This is a genomic window from Streptococcus mitis, assembly GCF_002096925.1.
GTDB lineage: Bacteria > Bacillota > Bacilli > Lactobacillales > Streptococcaceae > Streptococcus > Streptococcus mitis_AF.
In genome coordinates this window covers 1-18,767 of the sequence record NZ_NCVN01000012.1, presented here as the reverse complement: position 1 = coordinate 18,767, position 18,767 = coordinate 1, and the positions used below count along the sequence as shown (strand labels likewise).

Sequence of the window (18,767 nt, the reverse complement as noted above, 5' to 3'; positions counted from 1 at the left end):
TTTTGTTTATTAATACTCAATGAAAATCAAAGAGCAAACTAGGAAGCTAGCCGCAAGCTGTACTTGAGTACGGTAAGGCGACGCTGACGTGGTTTGAAGAGATTTTCGAAGAGTATAAGATTATTTAACTGTTGCTGTGCTTGTGATCAATTCAACAGCTTTTTTAATTGTGATGTCGTGTTTCAACATATCAGCTGAAAGCAAGCTTTGTACTTGTGCAACTTCCATGTTGTAGTCTGCAGCCAATTGCTCGATTTCTTTTTGGATTTCTTCTTCTGAAGCATCAAATCCTTCAGCTTTCGCAACTGCTTCGATAACAAGGTTAGTCTTAGTACGTGACTCAGCTTCTCCCTCGTATTGTTTGTGAAGGTCTTCTTGAGTAGTTCCAGTGATTTGGAAGTACATGTCAGGATTGATACCTTGACGTTGCAAGTTTCCAAGGAATTCATTTACTGAACGGTGAACTTCTTCGTGAATCATTTCTTCTGGAAGTTCTACGATTTCAGCGTTTTCTACAGCTTTATCAATTGCTGCACCTTCAACTGCATCTTTGTAAGCTTCTTCTTTAGCTGCAGCCAATTCCTTGCGGTATTTTTCTTTCAATTCAGCAAGTGTTTCAACTTCTTCGTCGATGTCTTTTGCAAGCTCATCGTCAAGAGCTGGAACTTCTTTTGCTTTTACTTCGTGGATAGTTGTTACGAATTTAGCTTCTTTACCTGCAAGGTCTTCTGCTTGGTAGTCTTCTGGGAATGTTACGATAACATCAACAGTTTCACCAGCTGAGTGACCTACCAATTGGTCTTCGAAACCTGGGATGAATTGACCTGAACCAAGTCCAAGTGAGAAGTTTTCACCTTTTCCGCCATCAAATTCAACACCGTCAATAGAACCAACGAAGTCGATGACAACAGTGTCGCCGTTTTCAGCAGCAGCTTCTTTGATAACCAATTCAGCCAAGTTGTTGCGTTCGCGTTCGATACGCTCTTCAACGTCAGCGTCAGTTACTTCTTTTTCTACATCAACTGATACTTCAAGGTTTTTGTAGTCACCCAATTTTACTTCAGGTTTTGTAACAACTTCAGCAGTGATAACCCAGTCTTGACCTTTTTCCATTGAAGTTACGTCAATTTTTGGTTGAGCAACGACTTCAAGACCAGCTTCTTTTACAGCTGCTTCATAAGCATTTGGCAAAAGAGCGTTCATAACATCTTGGTAAAGTGACTCTTCACCAAATTTTTTGTCGAAGATAGGGCGTGGAAGGTGACCTTTACGGAAACCTGGAACATTAAGAGATTTCTTCACTGAGTTGAAGACACGGTCCAATTCTGGTTTGATTTGGTCTTGAGAGATAGTGAAAGTCAAGACACCACGGTTTGTTTCTTTGTTTTCAAATGATACAGACATTCTGTCATTTCTCCTTAAAATTTTTTAAATACAGTCTATTATAACATAAATGGGCGACTTTTTTCAAGTAATGAATGCGCTTTTCAATGATGGGAGAGGTACTTGCTTGCTTCTTTGATACTAAGGTCAGCCATTCTTTCCTTGTTTTTCTCAATGAAGCATGCTACCCAATCTGGATTTGTTTTGGAGTAGTCTCTCAGAGCCCAGCCAATGGCTTTATTGATAAAGAATTCTGTTTGGTTCAAATTATGAAGCAGAATCTTTTCCATTAATTGAACATTGGTCTTCTCTTTTCTTAACAACTGGTGGTCAATAGCGACACGTCTCAGCCAGATATTATCTGATAGGCTCCATTTTAAGATTATTTCTTCTAGTTCAGGGTGGTCATACACCAAACTCCCTACTACTCGATCTAGGATATCTACGGTATCCCACCAGGATTTTGTGACGACTAACCGCTCAAGCTTATGTAAATCGCTGTCCTTTAGATAAGACTGCATTGCTTTCAAATAATTAGCAGCCGCATATTGGTATTCTCTAGGCTCCTTTCTCCAGCAAGTATCTACAAAATCCCAATCGATAATCTTTGTTTTTTTCGCTTCTGAAAAGTATTTTTTATAGAGTTTATTTCTTTCTGGCGCCACAACGCCTAGAAAGGAAAATTGATGGCGCATATAGGCCCTGCTTTTTTTGAATCTTTTGCTGCTTCTAGCTCAACAAGTAAATCTGTTAGACTCATCTAAAAATCCTCATGCCCCACCAAGTGATGCTGAAAGGCATAAACTGCTGCCTGGGTGCGATCGCTGACCTCCAGCTTGGCTAGGATATTGGACACATGAGTCTTGACCGTCTTGAGAGAGATAAAAAGTTCGTCTGCGATGCGCTGATTTTCGTAGCCCTTGGCGATGAGTTGAAGCACATCTCGCTCACGCGCAGTTAAGTCCTCATGTAGTTCTATATGATTGCGGTGGTATTCGACCTTCTTACTGACCTCTTGCTCAATGGCCAGCTCCCCAGTAGCTACCTTACGAACAGCGTGCAGCAATTCATCCGCACTTGAAGTCTTGAGCATATAGCCCCTAGCACCAGCATTTAAGACAGGCATGATTTTTTCATTGTCTAAGTAAGAGGTCACAATCAAAATCTTGGCTTCAGGCCATTCTTTGAGGATGGCCAAGGTCGCGTCAATTCCATTCATCTCAGGCATGACGATATCCATGACAATGACATCTGGACGCAGTTCCAAGGCCAAGTCAATGCCTTGAGATCCGTTGGCAGCCTCACCTACAACTTCTACATCATCTTGGAGGTCAAAGTAGCTTTTCAAGCCCAATCGGACCATTTCATGGTCATCTACTAGTAAAATTTTCATCTCTACTCCTTTATAACTCATTATCTAACAGGGGAATACGGATATCAACCGCCAGACCTTGCTTGGGAGCTGTCAAGAGTTGAACCGTTCCTGCCATATCTTCGACTCGCTCCTTGATATTCCGCAGTCCATAACTCAAGTCGTCTAAACTCCCTAACTGGAAACCAATCCCATTGTCCACCACCTTCAGCTGCAATTCAAGATCCGTCTGATAGAGATAGACATCCAGACAAGAGGCCTGGGCATGGCGGAGGGTATTGCTGATCAATTCTTGCAGAATACGGAAGATATGCTCCTCGATTTTCTTAGGCAATTTAGATACATTTTGCTTAAGACTAACCTTGAGATCACTCTTGTCCTCAAGCTCTTTTAGAAGAATTTGAATCCCTTCTATCAAGCTCTTCTGTTCCAATTCAACTGGGCGCAAATGCAGGAGCAAGACTCTCAAGTCCTTCTGAGCTGTTTCTAAAATGGCTGTGACACTCTGCAACTGGGTCTGCATCTTTTCTCTATCCAGTTTCAAAGCCTGCTGGCTGACACCTGACAAAATCATGTGGGCCGCAAACAACTCCTGACTAACCGTATCGTGCAAATCCCGAGCAATCCGCTTTCGTTCTTTCTCGATGATTTCCTCTTCCTGAGTAAGACTGTGATTTTCAGCTTTTTGAAGAGCCTCTGTCAAGAGGTTAAGTTTCCCTGACAAGGACTTGAAACTGGCATCCAAATCTGGATCTGCAACCTGAACCACTTCTTGCCCTGCCAACAAACGCTTGAGATTGACCTGAATTTTTCTTAGAGAAAGCTCTTCCACACCTCGCCAAAACAGGGCTAAAAGACAGGTCATGGACAAGCTGAATACCAACAACAAAAAGACAAATTTTTCTGTTTTTTCAACATTATGCAGGAAAATAGACCAGTCAAAGTCAAGGATTTCCAGCAAGCTGTGGGAGAAAAATAAGACAAACAGGAAGGAGGTGAGGGCAATGATTACATAAGCTTGTTTTTTCATCCTCTGACCACCTCAACATCTCCAATCATAGTGGTCAAGAAAATTTTGACACTCTTATTACTCTTGAGATAGTCTCTTGTTTCCTGATGATAGTGTTCATTACGGAGGGCTCGCTTGGGCTGGTTGAAAAAAGTCAAATCACCATAGAGACAGTTAACGCTGAGACTGACTTCCACATCGACAGGTACGATGATTTTGGTCGTTCCTACCATCTTTCTGAGGATAATGACATTGTCATGATTGGTTAGGATGACCCTCTCCAAATGAATGGTATCCTTGCCCATGAGGCGAAAAAGATTGATATCATCAAACTGGCAAGTCTGATAGCTTGAAAAATGATGGAGATTTCCAAACCAACGATTTTTCTCCTTCTTAACCGTCACCACCTCTTCAAACACCAAATTGGTTTGCTCTTTTTCCTGATTCATCATCGGATAAAGAAGAAAGAGGCTGTATATAACCGCAACAAAAATAGCTAAAATCACAAAAGGATTGAGCATGACGATGAAAAAGAAGAGAATGGTTGCCACCACCAAAAGAAGGTTATTGCCTTCTTTACCAGTGTAATAACGAATCAAAAGCAAAAAGAGGAATAGAATCAGCAGAAAACGCGAAAAATGCTCTGATACCATCAAAATCAGAGCTCCTGTCAAAAGACAGGTTTCGATAAATAAAAAGATTTTAAATTTTCTCATAGGTTCATCCTCTCCCTTCTATTTTATCACACTTCAAAAAAGTCACCTCAGTCTAAAGATGGAAAAAAGGCGATGGTTACGCCTTTTTCATCTGATCTTTTGCTTCTTTTAATTTTCCGTAGAGAAGATAGTCTACTTTTTGCAGATCTGCTATGGTGGCACAATTAAGGGCACACATAATCAAACGCAGATCGTCTTTCCAGCCTTGGACAATGCCAATCACTTCTTCAACTGTGTAGGTTTCAACCAATTCTAGAACTGTTCGAGACAGTCCCACAGCCTTAGCCCCAAAGACCAAGCACTTAATCATATCCAGCGGATTGCGAACACCTCCACTGACCAAGAGTTGGACCTTGTCTTTCCAGTCTTGGGCATTGAGAAGGGCCTGCATGGTAGACTGACCCCATTGATTGAGGTAGTCACGTTGACCACTGCGACGGTTTTCAATATAAGCAAAGCTGGTACCACCACGACCTGACAGATCCACTGTACGAACACCCAGTTCATAGGCTCTTTCGATGGTCTTGGCATCCATTCCAAAGCCCACTTCCTTTAGGACAATAGGAACGGGGATTTGCTTGCTATAGTCTGCCAGATGCGATTGCCAGCTTCTGAACTTCCTTTCTCCTTCGGGCATGAGTAATTCCTGCATGACATTAACATGCACTTGAAGGAGGAGAGGATTCATCTCTTCTACGGTCTGAAGTCCTAACTCAACAGGCTTGTCCAATCCAATATTGGTTCCAAGAAGGAGATTTGGATGATCAGACTTGACAGAAAAAGAGTCATCTGCTGGATCTTTGAGGGCTGCGCTATAAGAACCCGTTACAAATAAAATACCACAGGCTTCCGCCACCTGAGCTAGTTTTTGATTGATTTCTTTACCTTTTTCACTCCCACCTGTCATGGCATTGATATAAAAAGGAAAATCCCACTTTCGACCAGCAAATTCTGTCGAAAGATCGATTTCATCCAGATCGTAAAGAGGCAAGGAAGAATGAATCAACTCCACCTCATCAAAGCTATTATAGGAACTTTTCTGCTCAAGGGCATAGCGGATGTGCTCATCCTTACGATTTGTCGTCATGTCCTATCCTTTCTTGGTATAAGAGCTCAATCCCCAGATCGGCCCAACGGTTTTTTAGGGTTTCAGTTGATTGCTCATCAAAACTCAAGGCAATGCCACAGTCACCACCACCAGCACCGCTACTCTTGGCAACAGCCTGCAAATCTTGACTGACTTCTTTCAACTGTCTAAGCGAAGGCGTGTAAATATCTACGCTCAAGCCTTCTAAAAGCTGGCTGGCTACTTCTACTTGCTCGATAATTTTTTCTGATTCCCCCTGCTCCAAGGCTTCTACTAAAGCAGCCACCGTTTCTTTTGAGGAGCTTAAAAAATTCTGATTGATATTTTGCTTGATTTGCTGGACCATGTGACTCGATACAGCCACTTCCTTGGTCCATCCCACTAGGAAATCACATTCTAGGGTTGGTTTCACTTGTGAGATAGAAAAGCCCCACTCACGCTCTAAAACTGTCGGCAAGTTTTCTTCTTCCAACCAAGCAGCCACCTTCTGGCGATCAAAAGACTGGTAGAGAATCAAATCTTCTGCCACAATACAGGCAATGTCCCCCATAGAACCATTGTCTCCGCGCTTGAGCAAGACAGCACTGGCCAGCTTGAACAAGAGATCCTGATCAACCGAAAGATTATACAGAGCCAGCAAAGCCTTGATAACCAAGACAACGATGCTACCGCTAGAACCCAGACCAAACTTTTTCCCTTCTCGTTCCATTTTTCCTCGGATTTCCAAAGAAAAAGGTCGCAAGGTCTGCCCACGATAAACGAGGAAATCTTCCACTAAAGCAATCGTTTCTTGAATCAAGCTATAGTCAGTATTTGGTGTCAAGTCTACTGCAAAATCAAACATATCTGAATAGAGGCGGTAGCTATCAGAAAAAGCAGTCTCAGCCCTCATATAGATGGGGATAGCTTTTATCAAGGCCAACTGTCCTGGCTCTAAAATAGCATACTCACCTGCCCAATAGAGTTTTCCGCAAGTTTTAACAGCAATCATCTTGACTCAAATCCTTTGTTTTCGACACAATCAAGCGATAACGTTGACCAAAGATTTCTGAGAGGTGTACCAAGTCTTTCTCTTGACAGAGAACCTTGACATTGGGACCAGCATCCATAGTAAAGTAGCAGGCTTCCCCTTGCTCACGAAGCTGGCGGACAAAGTCCATTGCTTCATAGCTTGCATCCGTCAGATAAGAAAAGGCTGGTGATGCTGTTTTGGTCGTAGCGTGCATAGCCAGGGCATTTTCCTCCGTTAACTCCCCAACCTTGGCAAAGTCATTTTCCTTGAGATAAACCAGCATATCCTGATAATCCTTCTCAGACTGACGCACCCAGTCATCAAAGGTCGTCGAGGTTTCCACACAAAGTTTCATCCCGTCACGGCTAGAGATTGGTTTTTTCTTATCCTCTAGCACCAACATAATCATAGCTAGTTTCAGGTCTGTCTCTACCAGGTAAATCTCTCCGCTATCCTTGTCCCAGGCACCTAATGGTCCATAAAAACTCCGAGAGGAAGAGCCTGAGGCAAATTTAGCCTCCTGTGCCAACTGACTTCTATCCAATCCAAGCTGAAAATAAGCATTACAAGCCTTGACCAAGGCAGACAAACCACTAGAACTTGATGACAGACCCGCTGCGGTAGGCATATTGTTTTGAGTATCAATACGCACAAAGCCCTCACCTTCTGGACGGTAACGGTCAATAATCTTGCTCATCTTGGCATGCTCAGCCTCATTTTGTAGCTGACCATTGATATAAAAGGCATCAGCTGTCGCATCCGTCGGTAGAGATGACAAGGTCGTCTCTGTGTACATATTCTCCAAAGTCAGAGAGATACTGCTAGTAGCAGGCACCATCTCTTTTTCTTTTTTCTTTCCCCAATATTTGATAATAGCAATATTTGCGTAGGAACGTACTGTTACAGGCTCTCTATCCATGTCTGAACAGCTCCTTTCTCTTCTAATCTTTCTGCTAGTTCTTGTGCGTGTGTCAAATTGTCTGCCAAGGCTATGATACAGCCTCCTAGCCCACCACCGCTCATCTTGGCACCCAAAGCACCATGATTAAGAGCCGTTTCAACGAGGGAATCTACCTCAGGGCTACTAACACCAATTTCTTTTAGATGTAAATGCGCTTGACTGAGGATTTTCCCCAGTCCTTCAGCATCTTTTTGTGAAATCGCAACTTCTGCCTGCTGGGTCAATTCTCCCAAGGCATGCAAAAACGGCAGGGCATCCTTGCCCTTGTTTTGAACCACTTGGATGGCTTCACGAGTGTGACCATAAACACCTGTATCAGCAATCACCAAATATGCGGATAGATCCATCTCAAGCTCTGTAAATCCTACATTCTTAATAAAGCGAATAGGTTGGTCACTGAGACAGGTCTTAGCATCCAAACCACTAGGATTCATATGGGCAATCATCTCCGCCCGATTGACCAAGATTTCTAGTACATCATGAGGCAGTTCTGCCTGATAGTAGTCAAATACTGCACGAATGGCCGCTATGCTGATAGCAGCTGACGAACCCATTCCCCGTTTTTCAGGGATAGCCGAGTCAATCTCACAGCGAATGCAGGCTTCTTTGATATTCAAATACTCCAGAGAAGCATACACCGCCATGGACAAGGTATCCTCCTCATAGAGGCGCCAAGGACTCTCTGCAGGAACTACCTTACAGGTCACCTCTACCTCCAAAAGAGGCAAGGAAATGGCAGGATAGCCATAAACGACCGCATGCTCCCCTATTAAAATAATCTTACTATGTGCCTGGCCGACACCAACTTTTTTTGTCATATTTTCCTTTTACTAGACGAAAAAGCCGTCTCATTTTTTCATACAAATATTTATTCTTTCCTATCTATTTTATTATATTTTCACAAAAAAAGCGATTGTTTCCTTCACAATCGCCTCTTTCATTATTGAACCCATTCGCCATTATAATTGACAGAATAGCCATCTACGGTCGTATTCACTGCCAAAGCACCTGAGCTGTAAGCATAGTACCATTTGCCATTGACCTGGAACCAGCCTGTCTTCATATCTCCATTACCTGCATTTAGGTAGTACCAAGTTGAACCATCTTGATACCAACCAGTTGCCATAGCTCCTGATGAACGGAGATAGTACCACTTGTTGCCAAGGTATTGCCAGCCAGTTTTCATATCACCATTTACTTGGTCTAGGTAATACCAAGTTGAGCTTTCCTGATACCAGCCTGTTGCCATAGCTCCTGATGAACGGAGGTAGTACCACTTATTGCCAAGTTGTTTCCAACCAGTTTGCATTGTAGCAGTTGTTGGATCTAGATAGTACCAAGTTGAGTTATCATTGACCCAACCACGCACTAGCTCCCCAACCGTCAAACTGTCGATACGAGCATCGAAGCCACTATCCTTCTGTAAATAATACCAATGTCCTTCGTCAGAAATCCAACCAGTTTTTAAAGTGTGATAGCTACGCTGATCTTCAAAATAATAGACTCGTTTCTCTGCTGGACTATCATATTGTTCCCCATGGTGTTTGTTGGTATTGGTAGCAGTTTTTGCTTCTAAAACTTGCTTGCCAACAAATTCTTGTAGGACCCCATCTTGATTAAAGTAATACCATCTTGGCATTGGCATAAATTCTAATCTTAAACCATTTGGGTAAGGACCAATTGTACTACCTTTAGACGGAAACGGGATATATTGCCAGCCAACAACCATCTCTCCTGATACATGATCAAAATAATAGTACTTGCCATCAATCACTCGCCAAGCCTTTTCTTTGATGTCACCCTTCTTGTAGTAGGTTCTACCATTTTCTTGGACAAATTGCCAGCCTTCTGAATCAGCATCATCTGCCAGTACTGCACTTGTTGCTAGCAAACCGAAGAAAAAGACTGCTAATGCAATTTGCATCAATTTTTTTATTGTTTTCATTAGATCTATCCTCCATAACTGATTGTAGCAAAGGCCTAATTGCATGTCAATATATAGAACCTCCCAAAAAAAGCAGTTACATAACTGCAACTGCTTTCTATTCTTGCATGGTGTAACCGACACCACGCACGGTTTTAATGTAGCTTTTCTGACCTTTTACATCAAGCTTGCTACGTAGATAACGAATATAGACATCCACGATATTTGTTTCGGTCGCACTTTCATACTTCCAGACACTTTCCAACAACTGCTCACGAGTCAGAACTTTCTTGCTCCCCATAAGAGTAGCCAAGAGGTCATACTCACGACGAGTAAGAGCAATCATTTCCTCGCCACGATAAACGGTATGATGCTCTACATCCATACGCAGATTGCGGTAAGACGTTGGAACCTTCATCTGACTGCAGTGTTGATCGATAAAGTCCCGACCTCGGAAAATCGCTGAAATACGAGCTACCAAATTGTCAATAATAACCGGCTTATAGATGTAAGAAACGGCAAAGCGTTGGATTGTCTCAATCTGATCTTGCAATTCTTCGCGATGGTCCAAGATCATAATGACTGAGGCTGGCTTAGTCCGACTCAGCTTATCTGCAAAATCCTGGGCTGTCATATCCCCCAGACGAGCATTCAATAAAATCAAGTCATAGTCTGTCTGAAGAGCCATGGAGAGGGCTTTTTGCCCCTCCTCAACCTGATCAACTCGGTATTGCTCTTTTTGGAGTTCCAAACTTAAAAAATGAGCTAGATTTCGTTCTTTCTCAAGTAATAAAATCCGTTTCCCCATGGCAGACCTACTTATTTTTCGTCATACCAAGAGTAGTGGAATGTTCCTTCTTTGTCTTTACGTTGGTAAGTGTGGGCACCAAAGTAGTCACGTTGCGCTTGGATCAAGTTAGCTGGAAGGTCAGCTGAACGGTAGCTATCAAAGTAAGTAATAGCTGCTGAGAAAGTTGGCACTGGCACACCAGCTTGAACAGCAAGAGCTACGATATCACGCACTGCTTGTTGGTACTTAGCAGTAACATCCAAGAAGTACTCATCCAAAAGAAGGTTAGCAAGATCTGCATCACGGTTGTAAGCATCTGTAATCTTTTGCAAGAAACGAGAACGGATGATACAGCCATCACGCCAGATAGATGCGATGTCTGCAAATGGCAAGTTCCAGTTATTTTCTTTAGAAGCTACACGCAATTGCGCAAAACCTTGTGCGTATGAAATGATTTTTGAGAAGTAAAGGGCTTGACGGATTTTTTCAATCAACTCAGCCTTGTCTCCTTCAAATTTGAAGTCAGCTGGTTTTGGAAGAACCTTGCTAGCATGCACACGTTCTTCTTTGTAAGTTGAAATATAACGTGCAAATACTGACTCAGTGATGAGTGACAATGGCACACCAAGGTCAAGTGATGATTGACTAGTCCATTTACCAGTTCCCTTGTTACCTGCAGCATCAAGGATGTAGTCTACGATTGGTCCATCTTGACCTTCATCGTCTTTACGGCTCAAGATATCAGCTGTGATTTCGATCAAGTAGCTGTCCAATTCACCCTTATTCCACTCAGTAAAGATTTCAGCCATATCTTCTGCAGAAAGGCCTAACAAGTGTTGCATCAAGTCATAGCTTTCTGCAATCAATTGCATATCACCATACTCGATACCGTTGTGAACCATTTTCACATAGTGACCAGCTCCATCAGGACCGATATAAGTCACACATGGTTTGCCATCTTCTGGTGCTTTAGCTGAGATTTCTTCAAGAACATCCGCAACCAATTCGTAGGCCTCTTTTTGTCCACCAGGCATGATAGAAGGACCTTCTAGGGCACCTTTTTCACCACCAGAAACCCCAGTACCGATAAAGTTGATACCTGAGTTTGCTAATTCTTCATTACGACGGATTGTATCTTTGTAGAAAGTGTTTCCTCCGTCAATCAAGATATCACCTTTGTCAAGGTGTGGAAGAAGGGCTTGGATAGTAGCATCTGTACCAGGTCCAGCTTGAACCATGAGCATGATACGACGAGGTTTTTCGATTGAGTTTACAAAACTTTCAACATCATAGCTTGGTACAAAGTTCTTTTCAGGATGGCAAGCAATTACATCTTCAGTTTTTTCTTTACTACGATTGTAGATAGCAACTGTGTAACCACGAGATTCAATATTAAGGGCAAGGTTACGGCCCATTACGGCCATACCAACGACACCAAAGTTAGCTTTTGTCATTTGACACTCCTCTTGTTTAATTTGTTTTATTTTATCATTTTTACTTTTGAAAAGAAAGAATTTTGTAACGACTGCTTAGTAGTCCAAGTCATCCGCATGTCCAGAACCATTTCCAACAAAGTATCCTGTCTTACAGTTAAGGGTAAAGAGATAGGTTCCGTCTGGCTTGTAGAGGTTGTAATAACCATTTCCATTAACGATATTGACACGTTCGAGGATGTATTGATTTCCAGTGATATAACCACGTGAACGTGAAGTTGCTAGAATTTGTTCCAAAACGCCATCCGCGAAATCCCAAGCAGAGTTGTTACTATCATCAATAGCAGACTGATTATAAGAAACACGACTGGCACTTCTTTGAACAGCAACTCCCGCACTTGATACGCCCATATTGACTTCACTACGAGAACTTCTAGTCTCCGTTGAGGTCGTATTTGAACTACTTGGGCTTGTCTCACTAGCAGTATTTTCATTTGCTTGACTAGAGCTTGAGTTGCTAGTTTGACTTGAACTTGAGCTGGAAGCACTTGTTTGCTGGCTCTTACCTAGACTAATGGCCTTATCTAGCAATTTATCTAGCTCCGTATTTCCAGTTTTAATATCTGTAAATTTAGCATCAGATTTAGCTTTTGCATTGGTATCCAGAACACCATCCACAATAGCCGGTTTTTCAAATTGTGCATTGACATCTTGAATGGCCTTGATTTGCGTTGCTAGACTATCATATTTAGATTTGGCAAGCGTATGCTCACGACTACCTTCCAGCTTATCAAGCAAGGTCTTCAGTTGGCTCAGTTTATCAAACTGGCTATTTTTCAAAGCCGTTTTGTTGCTATCTGTATAGAAGGCATCGTATTGACTATTGAAATCTTCTAAAATCGGCTGAATATTCTGCTCACTAGACGATGATTGAGAAGTTTGAATTTCCTTTGTTGAGCGATTCACTTGACGGTAAACATAATAAGCACTGACACAGATAACCACTGATACGAGCGCCAAAGCGGTCAAAACAAAACCTTTTTTACTTTTCTTTTCTGGGTCCTCTTGATCCAGACGAGAAAGTTTTTTCTCCTCTTCCACTTCCCCAGTCATTTCTGCTGAATTTTCATCCTCTAGTACTATAGGATCCCAGTCTTTATCCTCATCGTCCAGAGGCAGTGGAGGTAAGATAGCTTCAGACGATAGAACTTCCTCTGAATAGGCTTCTGACTCCTCTACAGCTTCACGCACCTCTTGGATTAAATCGTCCAGACTTTGAGTTTCGATTAACTCTTCTTTTTTGAACTGTCGTGTTTCAAACTTATCTGCCTCAATTTCATCTTTATGTTGCTTCACATACTTGTCCAAGATAGAGTCTCCAGGTAGTACTCCTGCTTCCACCTCTTCATTTTTACGCATGGCTTCTCCAACTGTTAGCTCTTTGGCATCATCAAAATCAAATTGCGCTTCTTGATGTTCTGCTTTATGACGATTCCGTCTTTTCTTACTCATGAGTTGTCCTTTCTACTTTACTTCCTGGCGTTTAACACGCTGACCAAAATATTGATACAAATCAACTTTTAAGGTTCCATTGTACAACTTACGTTTCTTGTCCGCCTGACTACCGTACTTGGTCTCAAAGGCTTCATCACTAGTTAGGATAAATTTGCTCCACGTTTTCAGCGGTGCAAATACTTGCCCCATCTCAGCATAGAGTTTGGTAACCCCTACATCATCTGACAAGCGTTCCCCATAAGGCGGGTTGGAGATAATCACTCCATTGATTTTATCGGAACGTAAATCCTGCACGCGCATCTGCTTAAAGGTAATATCACCTGCGACACCTGCGGCCTGAGCATTAGCCTTGGCAATTTCCACCATACGTGCATCAATGTCACAACCCATAATATCCAATTCCAGCTCACGATCTACTTTTTTAGCCGCTTCTGTACGCACTTCTTGGATCAAACGGTCACTAATCCAGTTCCATTCCTCAAATGCAAAGGAGCGACGAAGACCTGGAGCCATCTTTCGAGCAATCATGACAGCCTCGATACAGAAAGTCCCCGAACCACAAGTTGGGTCAATTAAGGGCTTGTCTGGATACCAGTTAGAAAGTTGCAAAATAGCTGCTGCCATATTTTCCTTGATAGGAGCCCCACCTTTTTCTGTACGATAGCCACGTTTAAAGAGACTGGATCCTGTCGTATCAATCATGACCGTTGCTATGTCTTTGAGAATAGAGACCTCAAGCTTGAACTCAGGACCATTCTCCATCAGAGGAACGCCTTCTGGACGGGCATAGTGTTTCTGCAATTTCTTAACAACAGCCTTTTTTGAAATTGCCTGTACACTGGGTTCATTGTGAAGCTTAGATTTAACACATTTGGCTTTTGAAATCGGGAATCGAGCTCCGAGTGGTAAATAATTTTCCCAATCTAGGGCGAAAACTCCCTGAAACAACTCCTCAAAAGTCTTAGCAGGAAAAGTTCCTACGATGATCTTGATACGGTCTGCCGCCCGAAGCCAGAGGTTGGTCTCGATAATAGCTCTCATGTCTCCTTGAAAACGAACACGACCATTTTCAACTTGACAATCGTAGCCCAACTCTCGCACTTCTCGTCCCACAACAGCTTCAAGACCTGCTGCCACAGTTGCAATTAAATTAAATTCTTTTTTCATGTTACAGTCTTGCAAGACCTTTCTATATGTCCACTTTAAAAAATGAGGTTGAGAAAATTTCTCAGCCCCAACCTATATGCAATTTTCTATAAGCCATGTTTTGTTCCAGAAGTGACTAGGACCACTTCCTTCGATAATCATCTGTCTACCACTAACAGCTCTAGCTGATAGCAGTCAGAATACTACGTTCGTTTCCGCGTACTCCATGCCCCGACCAAAATTTGGGTTGCTAGCTTGAGGGGTTTACCGCGTTCCACTCTCTCCGTTTCCAGAAAGACTCCGTCACTGTGGCACTTTCAAGCCTACTCTGGCCTATCCAAGGACTTAGCCATTTCAACTGCCGTAACGATTTCTCGTCCCTAGGCTTATGGTTTCGCCTAGCACAAACACTACAGGCATCACAGCCTGTGCTAGCATGGACTTTCCTCATGAGAAGAAATTCTCCTCACGCGATTATCCAAAAATTGCACATTTCAAACGAGCTCTTATAAATCAGAGTTATCCAAAATTTGTTTACCAAATACTTCTTTCTCAAGACGATTCAAGCGTTTCAAAATATCAAAATTCGTCATAGAGCTTGTAGTTGCCGCTTCAATAGGCTCTGCTTGAACTGGTGAAGGTTTCGGTTTACGAGCTAATTCTTCCTTCAACTCTGCAATTTCTTGACGGAGAGACTTGACTAAGGCAGCATAAGTTTCATAGTCCTTGATGACATCGTCCAAAAATTCATCAACTTCAACCTTACTATATCCACGGACTTCACGTCCAAACTCTTGCTCAAAAATATCTTTTGCTGAAAAAATAATACTTGCCATCTCTCGCTCCATTCTCGGTTTCTAATAGTATTATTATATAAAAAAAGGCAAACAAAAATCAAGGTCAAAGGCTTACTTTTCAGAAAAATTTTCTGCTAGCTCATTTAAGTCTTCAAACGTTAGCTTTTTTATGCGATAACCTTCCTGATTTTTCATCAAGTTATCCATAAATTTTAGTTTGGTCTCATTTTCTGGGTCATAGAAAAAATAAGCTAAATCAGTATTTTCCAGTAAAAATTGTTGATAATCACGCAGTTGCCCTGTATGTTCATATTTGGGATAGGCATATTTGACAAAGTCTACCTGCTTAAAGCGACTCAGTTTAAGCTGATTGGCTTCATTCCAATTTTCCCCGTGCGTTTCAAAATCAAAAATGGTGGCCAACTGGAAACCGTATTCGGTCTTCATTTCCTGAGCAACCTCTAAAACCCAATATTCAAAGCCCAAAGTCCCTGTAAATACAAGCCAAGTCATCCCATCTTCTGCCATAGCTTCTAAATCCCTACGTATTGCTTTTTTAATCAATTTAATACGAGGATCCTTGTCAGAAAACAAACCCAAATCAAAAGCAGAATAGCCTAAAACCAAAGCTGTAGTCATTTTTAACCCTTTCTGTGCAAATTTATGATATAATAGAGTGATGTTATTGTACCAATAAGGAGAAATATGGTCAACTACCCTCATAAAATTTCATCAAAAAAAAGCCAAACATCCATTTCTCAACCAAAAAATTTCGCAAATCGAGGAATGACTTTTGAAAAGATGATCAACGCTACCAACGACTACTATCTGACGCATGGCATGGCCGTTATCCATAAAAAGCCGACGCCTGTTCAAATTGTCCGAGTAGACTATCCTCAACGTAGTCGAGCCAAAATTGTAGAAGCCTATTTTAGACAAGCTTCCACAACAGATTACTCTGGCGTGTATAGAGGACATTACATTGACTTTGAAGCCAAGGAAACGCGACAAAAAAATGCCATCCCAATGAAGAATTTCCATCTTCACCAGATTCAACATATGGAACAAGTTCTAGAACAAAAGGGCATTTGCTTCGTACTGCTTCATTTTTCTTCTCAACAAGAAACTTATTTATTGCCGGCATTTGATTTGATTCGCTTTTATCATCAAGATAAGGGTCAAAAATCAATGCCACTTGGATATATTCAAGAATACGGATATTTAGTAAAGCAAGGAGCTTTCCCTCAAATTCCCTATCTCGATATTATCAAAGAACATTTACTAGGTGGTAAAACAAGATGAATAAACAAACTATTCTGCGATTCTTAAAGTATATTGGAATTACATTCCTTACCTTATTTATCGCATTATTTCTATTAGGTGGTGGTGTCTTCCTCTACTTTGTTAGCAAGGCTCCAGCCTTATCTGAAAGTAAATTAGTTGCGACAACCTCTAGCAAGATTTATGACAACAAAAACGAACTGATTGCTGACCTTGGATCTGAACGTCGCGTAAATGCTCAAGCAAATGAAATTCCTACTGACTTAGTCAAGGCAATTGTGTCTATCGAAGACCACCGTTTCTTTGACCATAGAGGTGTTGATACTATTCGTATCATGGGGGCAGCATTAAGAAATCTACAAGGAGGAGGTCTACAAGGTGCCTCAACCTTGACACAACAATTAATTAAATTGACTTATTTTTCTACTTCAACTGCTGATCAAACCTTGTCACGTAAAGCTCAAGAAGCTTGGCTAGCCGTTCAACTAGAGCAAAAAGCAACCAAGCAAGAAATCCTGACCTATTACATCAATAAAGTCTACATGTCCAACGGTAACTATGGAATGCAAACCGCAGCCCAAAATTACTATGGAAAAGACTTGAAGGACTTAAGCTTGCCACAGTTAGCACTCTTGGCTGGAATGCCTCAAGCTCCAAACCAATATGATCCTTATTCCCATCCAGAAGCTGCTCTAGAGCGTCGTAACTTGGTACTTTCAGAAATGAAAGGGCAAAAATACATTAGTGCAGAAGATTATGAAAAAGCTATTAATACTCCCGTCACTGACGGTCTCCAAAGTTTGAAGTCAGCCAATAGTTATCCAGCTTATATGGACAACTACCTCAAAGAAGTAATCGACCAAGTTGAACAAGAAACTGGTTACAACCTTCTTACTACAGGTATGGAAGTCTATACTAATGTCGACAAAGATGTTCAGCAGCGACTTTGGGATGTTTATAACACAGATGAGTATGTCGCTTATCCAGATGATGAACTTCAAGTAGCTTCTACTATCGTTGATGTAACAAATGGTAAAGTCATTGCTCAGTTAGGTGCCCGTCACCAATCAAGTAATGTATCTTTCGGAATCAACCAAGCCGTTGAAACCAACCGTGACTGGGGTTCTACTATGAAACCAATCACTGACTATGCTCCCGCTTTAGAATATGGAGTCTATGACTCTACTGCAACTATAGTACATGATGTTCCTTATAACTATCCAGGTACTGATACTCCCGTCTACAACTGGGATAAAGGCTACTTTGGAAACATTACAATCCAGTATGCACTTCAACAGTCACGTAATGTCACAGCCGTTGAAACTTTGAATAAGGTCGGTCTAGATAGAGCTAAAACTTTCCTAAATGGCTTAGGTATCAATTATCCAAGCATCCACTATGCAAACGCCATTTCAAGTAATACAACTGAATCTAACAAACAATACGGTGCAAGCAGTGAAAAAATGGCTGCTGCTTATGCTGCCTTTGCCAACGGTGGAATTTACCACAAACCCATGTATATCAATAAGGTCGTCTTCAGTGACGGTAGTGAAAAAGAATTTTCAGATGCTGGTACACGAGCTATGAAAGAAACAACTGCTTACATGATGACCGAAATGATGAAAACCGTCTTGGCATACGGAACTGGTCGTGGAGCCTATCTCCCATGGTTAGCGCAAGCTGGTAAGACAGGTACTTCTAACTACACAGATGATGAAATTGAGAAACACATCAAGAACACTGGCTATGTAGCTCCAGATGAAATGTTTGTTGGTTATACTCGTAAGTATTCTATGGCTGTATGGACAGGTTATTCGAATCGTTTAACTCCTATCGTTGGAGATGGTTTCCTAGTTGCAGCTAAAGTTTATCGCTCAATGATAACGTATCTATCAGAAGATACTCATCCAGAAGACTGGACGATGCCAGACGGACTTTTCAGAAACGGGGAATTTGTATTCAAAAATGGAGCTCGCCCAATATGGACTGAACCCTCTACTCAACAAAGTTCTACACCTGCTCTGGCAAATCAGTCTCCAGAGACCTCAACCTCTCAGTCAAGTGTAACGACACCAAACACAAATTCAAATTCAAATACATCTACTCCCCGTGCTGGAACCAATGAAAATACGGCAACACAACAACCAAGTACCAATCAAGGTCAGCCTAATCAAAATCCTCAGCCAGTACAACAATAAATTACCAACCACCCCAAAATTGGGTGGTTTTACTATCTTTTTATTTGAAAAAAGACAGTAAAAAGCTCAAAAAATCACTTCCTGTGCTATACTGTAATTGAAATTTTTTTAGTTTTGGCGTTAGAACTGTTTCCTCAGTCCTA

17 protein-coding genes, 1 other RNA gene and 1 pseudogene are annotated in these 18,767 nt (G+C 41.7%); 2 read left to right on the top strand and 17 right to left on the bottom strand.

Features of this window, described 5'->3' with window-relative positions; all coding sequences use genetic code 11:
- Nucleotides 1-120: 120 nt before the first annotated feature.
- The 17 genes and pseudogenes from tig to B7692_RS03340 form a co-directional block, all read right to left on the bottom strand.
- On the bottom strand, nucleotides 121-1,404 hold the full coding sequence (tig, locus tag B7692_RS03420) for a trigger factor (protein WP_045612235.1): 1,284 nt from the start codon (nucleotides 1,402-1,404) through the stop codon (nucleotides 121-123).
- 83 nt (nucleotides 1,405-1,487) lie between these two features.
- Nucleotides 1,488-2,143 (bottom strand): annotated as a pseudogene (locus tag B7692_RS03415) (DNA alkylation repair protein).
- Complete coding sequence (locus B7692_RS03410; RefSeq protein ID WP_049486946.1) at nucleotides 2,144-2,776, bottom strand: response regulator transcription factor; 633 nt, start codon at nucleotides 2,774-2,776, stop codon at nucleotides 2,144-2,146. It lies immediately after the preceding pseudogene.
- Between the two features lie 10 nt (nucleotides 2,777-2,786).
- Nucleotides 2,787-3,785, bottom strand: coding sequence for an envelope stress sensor histidine kinase LiaS (locus B7692_RS03405; RefSeq protein WP_084929912.1), 999 nt, complete (start codon nucleotides 3,783-3,785; stop codon nucleotides 2,787-2,789).
- Nucleotides 3,782-4,480 carry a cell wall-active antibiotics response protein LiaF gene (gene liaF / locus B7692_RS03400; RefSeq protein WP_084929911.1) on the bottom strand — a complete coding sequence of 233 codons (699 nt, stop codon included), beginning with the start codon at nucleotides 4,478-4,480 and terminating at the stop codon, nucleotides 3,782-3,784. The genes B7692_RS03405 and liaF overlap by 4 nt, the downstream gene beginning before the upstream one ends.
- A 76-nt stretch (nucleotides 4,481-4,556) precedes the next feature.
- Nucleotides 4,557-5,567, bottom strand: a complete 1,011-nt coding sequence (gene fni, locus B7692_RS03395) for a type 2 isopentenyl-diphosphate Delta-isomerase (RefSeq protein ID WP_084929910.1) — start codon at nucleotides 5,565-5,567, stop codon at nucleotides 4,557-4,559.
- The gene (locus B7692_RS03390) at nucleotides 5,551-6,558 is read right to left on the bottom strand and encodes a phosphomevalonate kinase (RefSeq protein WP_084929909.1); all 1,008 of its coding nucleotides are present in this window, start codon (nucleotides 6,556-6,558) and stop codon (nucleotides 5,551-5,553) included. Before B7692_RS03390 ends, fni begins: the two co-directional genes overlap by 17 nt.
- A complete protein-coding gene (mvaD, locus tag B7692_RS03385; protein WP_084929908.1) occupies nucleotides 6,545-7,498 on the bottom strand; it encodes a diphosphomevalonate decarboxylase in 954 nt (317 codons plus the stop codon). Before mvaD ends, B7692_RS03390 begins: the two co-directional genes overlap by 14 nt.
- Nucleotides 7,480-8,358, bottom strand: coding sequence for a mevalonate kinase (gene mvk, locus B7692_RS03380; RefSeq protein ID WP_084929907.1), 879 nt, complete (start codon nucleotides 8,356-8,358; stop codon nucleotides 7,480-7,482). Before mvk ends, mvaD begins: the two co-directional genes overlap by 19 nt.
- 122 nt (nucleotides 8,359-8,480) lie before the next feature.
- On the bottom strand, nucleotides 8,481-9,485 hold the full coding sequence (gene cbpF / locus B7692_RS03375) for a choline-binding protein CbpF (protein ID WP_084929906.1): 1,005 nt from the start codon (nucleotides 9,483-9,485) through the stop codon (nucleotides 8,481-8,483).
- A gap of 97 nt (nucleotides 9,486-9,582) precedes the next feature.
- Nucleotides 9,583-10,272 (bottom strand): response regulator transcription factor, encoded by a 690-nt coding sequence (locus B7692_RS03370; RefSeq protein ID WP_054364290.1) that lies wholly within the window; start codon nucleotides 10,270-10,272, stop codon nucleotides 9,583-9,585.
- Between the two features lie 11 nt (nucleotides 10,273-10,283).
- Nucleotides 10,284-11,708: an NADP-dependent phosphogluconate dehydrogenase gene (gene gndA / locus B7692_RS03365; RefSeq protein ID WP_000158785.1), complete on the bottom strand. Its 1,425-nt coding sequence runs from the start codon at nucleotides 11,706-11,708 to the stop codon at nucleotides 10,284-10,286.
- Nucleotides 11,709-11,783: 75 nt separating this feature from the next.
- Nucleotides 11,784-13,199: a cell division site-positioning protein MapZ gene (gene mapZ / locus B7692_RS03360; protein ID WP_084929905.1), complete on the bottom strand. Its 1,416-nt coding sequence runs from the start codon at nucleotides 13,197-13,199 to the stop codon at nucleotides 11,784-11,786.
- A 12-nt stretch (nucleotides 13,200-13,211) separates the two neighbouring features.
- Nucleotides 13,212-14,369, bottom strand: a complete 1,158-nt coding sequence (locus B7692_RS03355; RefSeq protein ID WP_084929904.1) for a THUMP domain-containing class I SAM-dependent RNA methyltransferase — start codon at nucleotides 14,367-14,369, stop codon at nucleotides 13,212-13,214.
- An 84-nt stretch (nucleotides 14,370-14,453) separates the two neighbouring features.
- Nucleotides 14,454-14,834: RNase P RNA component class B (rnpB, locus tag B7692_RS03350), an RNA gene on the bottom strand.
- 20 nt (nucleotides 14,835-14,854) lie between these two features.
- Complete coding sequence (gene gpsB / locus B7692_RS03345; protein ID WP_191962423.1) at nucleotides 14,855-15,184, bottom strand: cell division regulator GpsB; 330 nt, start codon at nucleotides 15,182-15,184, stop codon at nucleotides 14,855-14,857.
- 72 nt (nucleotides 15,185-15,256) lie between these two features.
- Complete coding sequence (locus B7692_RS03340; RefSeq protein ID WP_084929903.1) at nucleotides 15,257-15,784, bottom strand: SLOG family protein; 528 nt, start codon at nucleotides 15,782-15,784, stop codon at nucleotides 15,257-15,259.
- Between the two features lie 66 nt (nucleotides 15,785-15,850).
- Between B7692_RS03340 and recU the strand changes: the two genes are divergently transcribed.
- Nucleotides 15,851-16,447, top strand: coding sequence for a Holliday junction resolvase RecU (gene recU, locus B7692_RS03335; protein WP_084888131.1), 597 nt, complete (start codon nucleotides 15,851-15,853; stop codon nucleotides 16,445-16,447).
- The gene (pbp1a, locus tag B7692_RS03330; RefSeq protein WP_084929902.1) at nucleotides 16,444-18,624 is read left to right on the top strand and encodes a penicillin-binding protein PBP1A; all 2,181 of its coding nucleotides are present in this window, start codon (nucleotides 16,444-16,446) and stop codon (nucleotides 18,622-18,624) included. Before recU ends, pbp1a begins: the two co-directional genes overlap by 4 nt.
- The last annotated feature ends 143 nt before the right edge of the window (nucleotides 18,625-18,767 follow it).

What these genes read in the sequence shown, in the direction of transcription:
- tig (WP_045612235.1), bottom strand. Translation starts at nt 1,404, where the DNA reads ATGTCTGTATCATTTGAAAACAAAGAAACAAACCGTGGTGTCTTGACT.
- B7692_RS03410 (WP_049486946.1), bottom strand. Translation starts at nt 2,776, where the DNA reads ATGAAAATTTTACTAGTAGATGACCATGAAATGGTCCGATTGGGCTTG.
- B7692_RS03405 (WP_084929912.1), bottom strand. Translation starts at nt 3,785, where the DNA reads ATGAAAAAACAAGCTTATGTAATCATTGCCCTCACCTCCTTCCTGTTT.
- liaF (WP_084929911.1), bottom strand. Translation starts at nt 4,480, where the DNA reads ATGAGAAAATTTAAAATCTTTTTATTTATCGAAACCTGTCTTTTGACA.
- fni (WP_084929910.1), bottom strand. Translation starts at nt 5,567, where the DNA reads ATGACGACAAATCGTAAGGATGAGCACATCCGCTATGCCCTTGAGCAG.
- B7692_RS03390 (WP_084929909.1), bottom strand. Translation starts at nt 6,558, where the DNA reads ATGATTGCTGTTAAAACTTGCGGAAAACTCTATTGGGCAGGTGAGTAT.
- mvaD (WP_084929908.1), bottom strand. Translation starts at nt 7,498, where the DNA reads ATGGATAGAGAGCCTGTAACAGTACGTTCCTACGCAAATATTGCTATT.
- mvk (WP_084929907.1), bottom strand. Translation starts at nt 8,358, where the DNA reads ATGACAAAAAAAGTTGGTGTCGGCCAGGCACATAGTAAGATTATTTTA.
- cbpF (WP_084929906.1), bottom strand. Translation starts at nt 9,485, where the DNA reads ATGAAAACAATAAAAAAATTGATGCAAATTGCATTAGCAGTCTTTTTC.
- B7692_RS03370 (WP_054364290.1), bottom strand. Translation starts at nt 10,272, where the DNA reads ATGGGGAAACGGATTTTATTACTTGAGAAAGAACGAAATCTAGCTCAT.
- gndA (WP_000158785.1), bottom strand. Translation starts at nt 11,708, where the DNA reads ATGACAAAAGCTAACTTTGGTGTCGTTGGTATGGCCGTAATGGGCCGT.
- mapZ (WP_084929905.1), bottom strand. Translation starts at nt 13,199, where the DNA reads ATGAGTAAGAAAAGACGGAATCGTCATAAAGCAGAACATCAAGAAGCG.
- B7692_RS03355 (WP_084929904.1), bottom strand. Translation starts at nt 14,369, where the DNA reads ATGAAAAAAGAATTTAATTTAATTGCAACTGTGGCAGCAGGTCTTGAA.
- gpsB (WP_191962423.1), bottom strand. Translation starts at nt 15,184, where the DNA reads ATGGCAAGTATTATTTTTTCAGCAAAAGATATTTTTGAGCAAGAGTTT.
- B7692_RS03340 (WP_084929903.1), bottom strand. Translation starts at nt 15,784, where the DNA reads ATGACTACAGCTTTGGTTTTAGGCTATTCTGCTTTTGATTTGGGTTTG.
- recU (WP_084888131.1), top strand. Translation starts at nt 15,851, where the DNA reads ATGGTCAACTACCCTCATAAAATTTCATCAAAAAAAAGCCAAACATCC.
- pbp1a (WP_084929902.1), top strand. Translation starts at nt 16,444, where the DNA reads ATGAATAAACAAACTATTCTGCGATTCTTAAAGTATATTGGAATTACA.